This is a genomic window from Brevibacterium salitolerans (genome assembly GCF_039531405.1).
In the GTDB taxonomy this organism is placed as follows: Bacteria; Actinomycetota; Actinomycetes; order Actinomycetales; family Brevibacteriaceae; genus Brevibacterium; species Brevibacterium salitolerans.
Window position 1 is genome coordinate 45,302 of sequence record NZ_BAAAPZ010000002.1, and the last position, 7,489, is coordinate 52,790.

At 70.8% G+C, this 7,489-nt stretch carries 9 protein-coding genes; 8 read left to right on the plus strand and 1 reads right to left on the minus strand.

Translation table 11 applies throughout. The features are described 5' to 3' along the window. Positions 1 to 165 precede the first annotated feature (165 nt). The 6 genes from ABD240_RS01135 (at position 166) to ABD240_RS01160 (ending at position 4,358) form a co-directional block, all read left to right on the plus strand. On the plus strand, positions 166 to 1,065 hold the full coding sequence (locus ABD240_RS01135; protein ID WP_344334491.1) for an alpha/beta fold hydrolase: 900 nt from the start codon (positions 166 to 168) through the stop codon (positions 1,063 to 1,065). 9 nt (positions 1,066 to 1,074) lie between these two features. Beyond that, positions 1,075 to 1,776, plus strand: a complete 702-nt coding sequence (locus ABD240_RS01140) for a PH domain-containing protein (RefSeq protein ID WP_344334493.1) — start codon at positions 1,075 to 1,077, stop codon at positions 1,774 to 1,776. A 21-nt stretch (positions 1,777 to 1,797) separates the two neighbouring features. Next, entirely contained in the window at positions 1,798 to 1,935 is a 138-nt protein-coding gene (locus ABD240_RS01145; RefSeq protein ID WP_344334495.1) for a hypothetical protein, read from the plus strand. A 106-nt stretch (positions 1,936 to 2,041) separates the two neighbouring features. Continuing rightward, positions 2,042 to 2,977: a sulfurtransferase gene (locus tag ABD240_RS01150; RefSeq protein WP_291792548.1), complete on the plus strand. Its 936-nt coding sequence runs from the start codon at positions 2,042 to 2,044 to the stop codon at positions 2,975 to 2,977. Then, complete coding sequence (locus tag ABD240_RS01155) at positions 2,974 to 3,471, plus strand: SufE family protein (RefSeq protein WP_291792551.1); 498 nt, start codon at positions 2,974 to 2,976, stop codon at positions 3,469 to 3,471. Before ABD240_RS01150 ends, ABD240_RS01155 begins: the two co-directional genes overlap by 4 nt. Then, on the plus strand, positions 3,468 to 4,358 hold the full coding sequence (locus tag ABD240_RS01160; RefSeq protein WP_291792554.1) for an aminoacyl-tRNA hydrolase: 891 nt from the start codon (positions 3,468 to 3,470) through the stop codon (positions 4,356 to 4,358). The genes ABD240_RS01155 and ABD240_RS01160 overlap by 4 nt, the downstream gene beginning before the upstream one ends. Here the strand turns inward: ABD240_RS01160 and ABD240_RS01165 are convergent. Then, positions 4,342 to 4,896 carry a YdeI/OmpD-associated family protein gene (locus tag ABD240_RS01165; protein WP_291792557.1) on the minus strand — a complete coding sequence of 185 codons (555 nt, stop codon included), beginning with the start codon at positions 4,894 to 4,896 and terminating at the stop codon, positions 4,342 to 4,344. The two genes, ABD240_RS01160 and ABD240_RS01165, sit on opposite strands and share 17 nt — an antisense overlap. Positions 4,897 to 5,088: 192 nt before the next feature. Between ABD240_RS01165 and ABD240_RS01170 the strand changes: the two genes are divergently transcribed. Both ABD240_RS01170 and ABD240_RS01175 read left to right on the plus strand, forming a co-directional pair. Beyond that, positions 5,089 to 6,945 (plus strand): BCCT family transporter, encoded by a 1,857-nt coding sequence (locus ABD240_RS01170; RefSeq protein WP_344334497.1) that lies wholly within the window; start codon positions 5,089 to 5,091, stop codon positions 6,943 to 6,945. Between the two features lie 237 nt (positions 6,946 to 7,182). Beyond that, positions 7,183 to 7,461, plus strand: coding sequence for a GlsB/YeaQ/YmgE family stress response membrane protein (locus ABD240_RS01175; protein ID WP_291792564.1), 279 nt, complete (start codon positions 7,183 to 7,185; stop codon positions 7,459 to 7,461). Positions 7,462 to 7,489 lie beyond the last annotated feature (28 nt).

The window sequence follows — 7,489 nt, forward strand, 5'->3', positions numbered from 1 at the left end:
GCGGCACCCCTCCCCGCGTTCCTCCACGAAGCCGCGCTCACCCACGAAGTCGCGTTTCTCCGTGAAGTTACGTCTGCGTAGCGGCCGCCCTGCACGGCCGCTACGCAGACGTAACCTCGCTGTGGGGGTGGGACGGGGAGGCTGCCGGCCCTATAGCCTGGGGGAGTGACTGCTGAGAACGTGACCGCGGCGAACCGGGCAGGTGCTCCGGCCGCTCCCGAGACCCCGCTCCTCCACACCCAGACCGTCCAGGGCGGACCGGGGCGGGCGGTCTTCGTCCACGGTCTCTTCGGCCGGGGCAAGAACTTCACCACCGCGGCGAAGGCCATCGCGGACACGCACACCAGCCTGCTCGTGGACCTGCCCAACCACGGCGAATCACCGTGGACGGAGCGGTTCTCCTACGTCGACATGGCGCATGCGCTCGCCCGCACGCTGCGGGAAGGATTCGCCGCGGACGGGCCGGTGGACGTCATCGGGCACTCGATGGGCGGCAAGACCGTCATGGTGCTCGCCCTGCTCCACCCGGACCTCGTGCGCCGTCTCGTCGTCGTGGACATCTCTCCCACGCAGTCCCCGGATTCGGAGGAGTTCCCCCACCTGCTCGGCGCTCTGGCCGGCGTGGACCTCACGGCGCTGCGGACCCGTGCGGATGCGGACGCGCTCCTGCAGGAGCCCATCCCCAACCCGGTGACGCGCGGCTTCCTGCTCCAGAACCTCCGGCCGGTCCGGCGGGGTGAGACAGGCGCCTCGGCCGGGGACGCTTCCGGCGCTCCCGCGCCCGAGGCCGCCTTCCGCTGGCAGCCCAACCTCGCCCTCCTGCGGGCCGAGCTGCCCGCGGTGGCGTCCTTCCCGGACATGGAAGGACGGACGTTCTCCGGGCCGGTGCTCTGGGTGGGCGGGACGCGTTCGCCCTACGTCACGCCGGAGGCGGAGCCGGCGATGCGCGCCCTCTTCCCGCGCGAGCGCAAGGTCATGGTCAAGGGCTCCGGCCACTGGGTCCACTCGGAGAAGCCGGAGGAGTTCGCCGGCCTGCTCCGTGCCTTCCTCACGGCAGAGGGCTGAGGGAAGCGTGTGAGTGTCGCAGGGCGGCCCGACGCTGAAGGACAGCCGGGTACCGGAGGGAAGCCGGGTGCCGTCGCCCAGCCGAGCTCAGGGAGACAGCCGAACGCTCCCGGAACGGCGGGGCCGGCACCGCAGGCCGGGTGGATCCGCCGCCGGCTGCGTGCCCTTGAACAGGAGATCGGGCCGGGCGAGCTCGTCTGTGCGCTGCCGCTGACCCGCGTGCTCATCGTGATCGTCGCAGTGCTGTACTCCCTGTGCGCGGGTGCGGTGTTCGCGGGCTTCGGGATGCTGCTGTGGTTCCACCTCGCCGAGGGCTTCTCAGCTCCTCCTCTGCTGCTGGTCATGGCCGTTCTCCTCGTGCTCTTCTACCTCTGCCTGTTCGTCCTCCTCATCTGGAGCTGGCGCCGGTACCTGCTCGTCACGACGGCGGGGCTGGAAGTCGTCGAGGGCTTCAGGACGGTGCGCGCCCGCTGGGCGGACGTGGCGCGGATCGAGGCCGCGCAGTCCGGACTGCACCTCGGCAGTGCGGTGGTGGTCCTGCGCGACGGGCGCCGGATCACCAGCACCGTCACCGGCGCGCGGTTCGCGATGGTGAACGGAACACGGGTCCGGGAGCACTGGCCCCGCATCCTCCCCGACGGATCGCGGGTGTACGCGGGCCCGGCGGTGGACGTGCTCATCAATGCGCACCGCCGGAGCCTGGGGCTGTGAGCCTGCGCGGCCGAGGTTCCGGTGGCGGAGGCCCCGGTCGCGCAGGCGCCGGTGGCCGAGGTTCCCGTCGCGCAGGCCCCGGTGGCGGAGGCCCCGGTGGCGGAGGCTCCCGTCGCGCAGGCCCCACCGGCCCGTGACCGCGACGTCCGGACACTGTGACGACGTGTGACTGTGACGGACCTCGCCGCGGAATACGCGCGGGCCTGCGTAGGGTTGAGTGAGTGGACGCGCCGCGTCCGTGAAGTCCGCACGACCCGGAGGAACCATGACTGACACCGCACCGCAGATCGCCCCGGACACCGGCGATCCCAAGTTCGCCGGCTATGCGAAGCAGGATCGGCTGGTGAGCACGCAGTGGGTGGCGGACCGTCTCGGTGCGGACGGACCCACGGAGCCCGGCCTCGTCCTCGTCGAGAGCGACGAGGACGTGCTCCTCTACGAGTCCGGCCACATCCCCGGAGCCGTGAAGGTCGACTGGCACACGGAGCTCAACGATCCCGTCACCCGTGACTACGTGGACGGCGAGGGCTTCGCCCGCCTCATGCGTGCCAAGGGGATCGCCCGCACGGACACGATCGTCGTCTACGGCGACAAGTCCAACTGGTGGGCGGCCTACGCGCTGTGGGTCTTCACGCTGTTCGGCCACGAGGACGTGCGCCTCATGGACGGAGGGCGGCAGAAATGGGAGGCGGAGGGCCGTGAGCTCACCCGCACCAAGCCGGCCCCCGAACCCTCGGACTACCCCGTCGTCGAGCGTGACGACTCGCGCATCCGTGCCTACCTGCCAGAGGTCCGCGAGGCGATCGGCGAGATCCCGCTCATCGACGTGCGCAGCCCGCAGGAGTACACGGGCGAGCGCACGCACATGCCCGCCTACCCGGAGGAGGGTGCGCTGCGCGGGGGCCACATCCCCACCGCGCGCTCGGTTCCGTGGGCCACCGCGGCCAACGAGGACGGCACGTTCCGCAGCGCCGAGGAGCTGCGGCGGATCTACCTCGACGAGCTGGGTCTGCAGCCGGAGGGCGAGATCATCGCGTACTGCCGGATCGGCGAGCGCTCCTCGCACACGTGGTTCGTCCTCGAGCACCTGCTGGGGTTCGACAGCGTGAAGAACTACGACGGCTCGTGGACCGAATGGGGCAATGCCGTGCGCGTGCCCATCGCCACCGGTGAGGAGCCCGGGGAGGCGCCGGCCCGATGAGCGCCCCCACCGCTGCAGCTTCCGCTGACCTCCCGCTGCCGGCCTCCCTGCAGGAGATCGCCGACGACTTCGCCGCCATGCCGGAGGGGGAGCGCCTCCAGCTGCTCCTCGAGTTCTCCGACGAGCTCCCCGCTCTCCCGCCGCGCCTGGCTGAGCACCCGGAGCTGCTGGAGCCCGTGCCGGAGTGTCAGTCGCCCATCTTCGTGCTCACTGAGCTGGACGACGGCGCGGCTGAGGGGACTGCCTCCGCCGAGGCTCCCGTGAGGCTGTTCTTCTCCGCGCCCGCGGAGGCGCCCACCACCCGCGGCTTCGCCGGGATCCTCGCAGAAGGGCTCGACGGCCACACCGCCGCGGAGATCCTCTCCGTGCCCGCGGACTTCCCCCTCCGCCTCTCGCTGACGAAGGCGGTGAGCCCGCTGCGGCTCAACGGGATGTCCGGGATGCTCGCGCGGATCCAGCGTCAGGTGCGCGAGCATCTGGCGGCGCGGCCGTGAGCGAGGCCGTGCCCGGTCCTGAGGGCCGTCCCGCCGAGCAGTCGCCTGCAGACCCGCAGGCCGCCGCGTCGCAGTCCGCGGCCGCGCAGACCGCCCACCCCCGTGAGCTCCGCCGGCATGCGCTCGACCACGAGGTGCCCTGGGCGCTGCCGCTGGTGGTCCGCCGCTCCAAGACGCACATCGCCCGTGAGGTGGACGTGCTGGAGGCCGCCGCCGAGGCCGTGGTCCGGCTCCTCGACGACCCCCGGTCACAGCCCGGAGGGGACTGGCACGAGGCGGTGCGGCACTGGCGCGAGGGTGCGATCCGCAAGGTGGTGCGCCGCGGGGACGGCAGGAAGTTCGAGGACGCCCGCGCCCTGGGCAGCGTGGGTGCGGCTCATCCGGGGCCGGGGGAGTGGGGCGTCGCCGAGGCGCTCGCACTGCCGCCGGGCCCGGTGCAGCCGCTGCCCGCGGAGCTGAAGAAGCTGCAGGTGGGCGGGACGGAGTTCCCGGACGAGGGTGAGTCCACGGTGCCGGCCGCCGAGGCCGTGGTGGTCATCGAGCTGACCCCGCACCACCGGCTCACCTCCGGCAAAGCGGCCGCGCAGTGCGGCCATGCGGCGCAGCTGGCCTACGAGCAGATGCCGGAGGACGTGCGGTGCCGCTGGCGCGAGGCCGGCTTCCGCGTCCGTGTGGAGAAGGCGGATCCGCGGGTCTGGGCCTCCGCACGGCGGCCCGTGAGCGTCACGGACGCCGGCTTCACGGAGCTCGACGGTCCCACGGAGACCACGCGCGCCCGCTGGGCGACGGCGGACGGCGCCGTCCCTGCGACCGGTGTCGGCGGCACGCACGGCGGCCTCGGGCGCGTGCTGTCCCGACTGCGGGGAGCACTCAGCCGAGCTCGATGAGCTTCCCGCTCCTCGCCACCTCCGGATCCGTGCAGGAGGCGAGGTCGAAGCAGCAGGGCCGGCGCTTGCCGTCCTCCAGCTTGGAGATCGTCACCTCCACGCGGCGCGCCCGCGTCTGCGCGTTCTTCGTCGCGCCCACCCAGCGGACCCATTCCCAGCGGGCCATCGGCGTGATGTCCTGCCAGGCAGCCCGGGCCTCGGGCGCGGAGGCGAGAGCCTCCTCCAGGTCCGCGGGGACCTCGGGCTCGGGCCAGTCCCCGCGGCGCGTGAACGTGAACTCGACGGCGGTGCCCTCCCGCAACGAGGCGGCGGCCTGCAGCTGAGCATCCACCGGGAGCCAGTGGCCCTTCCTCCCGTCCGGCTCCAGCACGGCGTCGAAGACGTGGCCGTTCAGCTCCGCGTGCACCGCCACCTGCCCGCGTGAGGGCAGCGCCCGGCTGGCCTCGTCCGGCAGGCGGATGAGGAGCCGCTCACCCAGCCCGCTCACCTGCGCGCTGCCGGTCACCCGCTCCGCCGCGGCATTCGTCCTCGTCGCCATGTCCTGTCCTCCCAGCTTCCGGTCCGCAGCCGGGATGCGGCGTGCGGCCGGGTTCCGTCCGGCACTGTGGACTCCAGCATAGGAGCCGCGATGCGGATGCGCTTCTCCATTCCTGCTCAACCATTCCCGGGCGATCTTCCCGAAACGCAAGGACAGTTGTTCTCCGGACTGTGATGTGCAAGTTTGGTTTCCATGTTGAACCGCATGCACGACCTGCTGCGCCTGAGGACCACCCCTGCGCTCTTCTTCGCGGCGGCGGGAGTCATCCTGCTCTTCGTCGTCGCCACGATCCTCTTCACGGAACCGCTCTCCGCGGCCACCGGTGCCGCCTCGCAGTGGCTCATGGTGAACCTCGGATGGTTCTACATCCTGGGCGTGACGCTGTTCCTCCTCTTCCTCATCTACATGGCCGCGAGCCGGTTCGGCCGGGTGAAGCTGGGGCCGGACGACGAGGCGCCGGAACACTCGAACGTGACCTGGTTCGCCATGCTGTTCGCGGCCGGGATCGGCTCCATCCTCATGTTCTGGGGTGTGGCGGAACCGGTGAGCCACTTCGGGGCGCCGCCCCGCGGTGCGTCGCTGGGCATCGAGCCGGAGAGCGGAGCCGCCGCCGTGGACGCGCTGAACTTCGCCATGTACCACTTCACCTTCCACACCTGGGCGATCTTCACGCTGCCCGCGCTGTGCTTCGCCTACTTCATCCACAAGCGCAACCTCCCACCACGGGTCTCCTCGATCTTCCAGCCCCTCCTGGGCAAGCGGATCCACGGTCCCGTCGGCAAGCTCATCGACGTCGTCGCGATCATCGGGACCGTGTTCGGCGTGGCGGTGTCGATCGGTCTGGGCGTGCTGCAGATCAACGGCGGCCTCTCACAGCTGTTCGGGATCCCGGAGAACGCCGGCTGGCAGCTCATCATCATCGGGGTCGTCACCCTCATCGCCATGATCTCCGTGGGCCTCGGGCTGGAGCGCGGCATCAAGGTGCTGTCGAACATCAACATCGTCGCCGCCGTGGGGCTGCTCCTCTTCGTCCTCGTGGCCGGCGGCGCCACGCTCTACGCCCTCAAGGGGACCATCGAGTCGTTCGGCACGTACATCTTCAGCCTGCCGGAGCTCGCGTTCTGGAACGACACCCTGGGCGACACCGGATGGCAGAACACCTGGACGGTCTTCTACTGGGCCTGGACCATCACCTGGTCGCCGTTCGTCGGCATCTTCATCGCCCGCATCTCCCGCGGGCGGACCATCCGCCAGTTCGTCATCGGCGTGCTCGCGGTGCCGTCCCTGTTCTCCGTGGTGTGGTTCGGGATCTTCGGCTGGGCGTCCATGGACATCGAACTCAACGGGTCCGGCGGTCTCGTCGAGCGCGTGGTGGACGACGGGGACATCCCCGGGGCGCTGTTCGAGCTGCTCTCGCACTATCCGGGTGCGTGGCTGGTCTCCGTCATCGCCATCGCCGTGGTCATCGTCTTCTTCATCACGTCCCTGGACTCCGCCGCGCTCGTCATCGACACGATGGCCAACGGGCACGAGGACTTCAACCCGCTGGGACAGCGCCTCTTCTGGGCGCTGGCGGTGGGTCTCATCACCGCCACGCTGCTCGTGTTCTCCGGGGAGGGCGGACTGGAGGCGCTGCAGTCCATCAGCATCCTCATCGGCCTGCCGTTCTTCGTCATCGCGTTCTTCCAGATGTATGCGCTCCGGCGCGCGCTCCGGGAGGACGCCGGAGAGCTGCCGGCCATGCGCACCCGGGAATGGCGCCGGGTGCTGCCGCCGGAGGAGTTCATCCGGCGGATGCGCAGGGGCTCCTCCGACCGCTACGAGTATGCGGACCCCGCGGACGCCGTCACCCGGCCGCAGCCCCGCACGGAGGTGCCGGTCATGCGGGATCCCTATGTGGACGCGGTGCCGCACGGGAGGCGCCGTCCCCGGCGCAGCGTCACGCTCGCGGGCCGCACCGGCAGCAGGAGGCTGCCGGCGCGCACCCCGGAGGAGGCCCCGGTCCGCGAGCGCCTGCCCCTCGACGACGTGGAGCCGCACGAGGACTAGTCCGGACTGCGGTTCCGACCACGTGGCGCTCGCCGCTCACAGGGCTTCACACCAGCGAGGGTGCGTCGTAGTGTGAGTGTCATGGGACAAGGCATCTTGGTCACCTGGGGTTCTTTCGCAGGAGGGGTGCCGAGTTCCTCGCAGCAGGTCTACCCTGGAAGCAGGCCTTCCTCGTCATCGAGGACTGGTCCGCTCATCGCCCGGCAGTCGCCAGGGCATCGAGAAAGGAGCAGCATCATGGTCGTCATCGGCTGGATCGTCGTCGGACTGCTGGCAGGAGCGCTGGCCAAGCTCGTCCTCCCCGGCAAGCAGGGAGGCGGGTGGATCAGCACGATCATCCTCGGACTCATCGGCGCCTTCGTCGGCGGGCTGCTGTTCGGGCTGTTCGGCGGCAAGGGCATCGGTGCGGTCTTCAGTGAGCCCTGGTCGTGGGGATCCTTCCTCATCGCGGTCATCGGCGCGATCGTGTTCTCGTTCGTGTGGGGACTGCTCACCAAGGACAAGACGCCTGCCTGAACGCTCAGGCGCAGACGACGGCCGGACC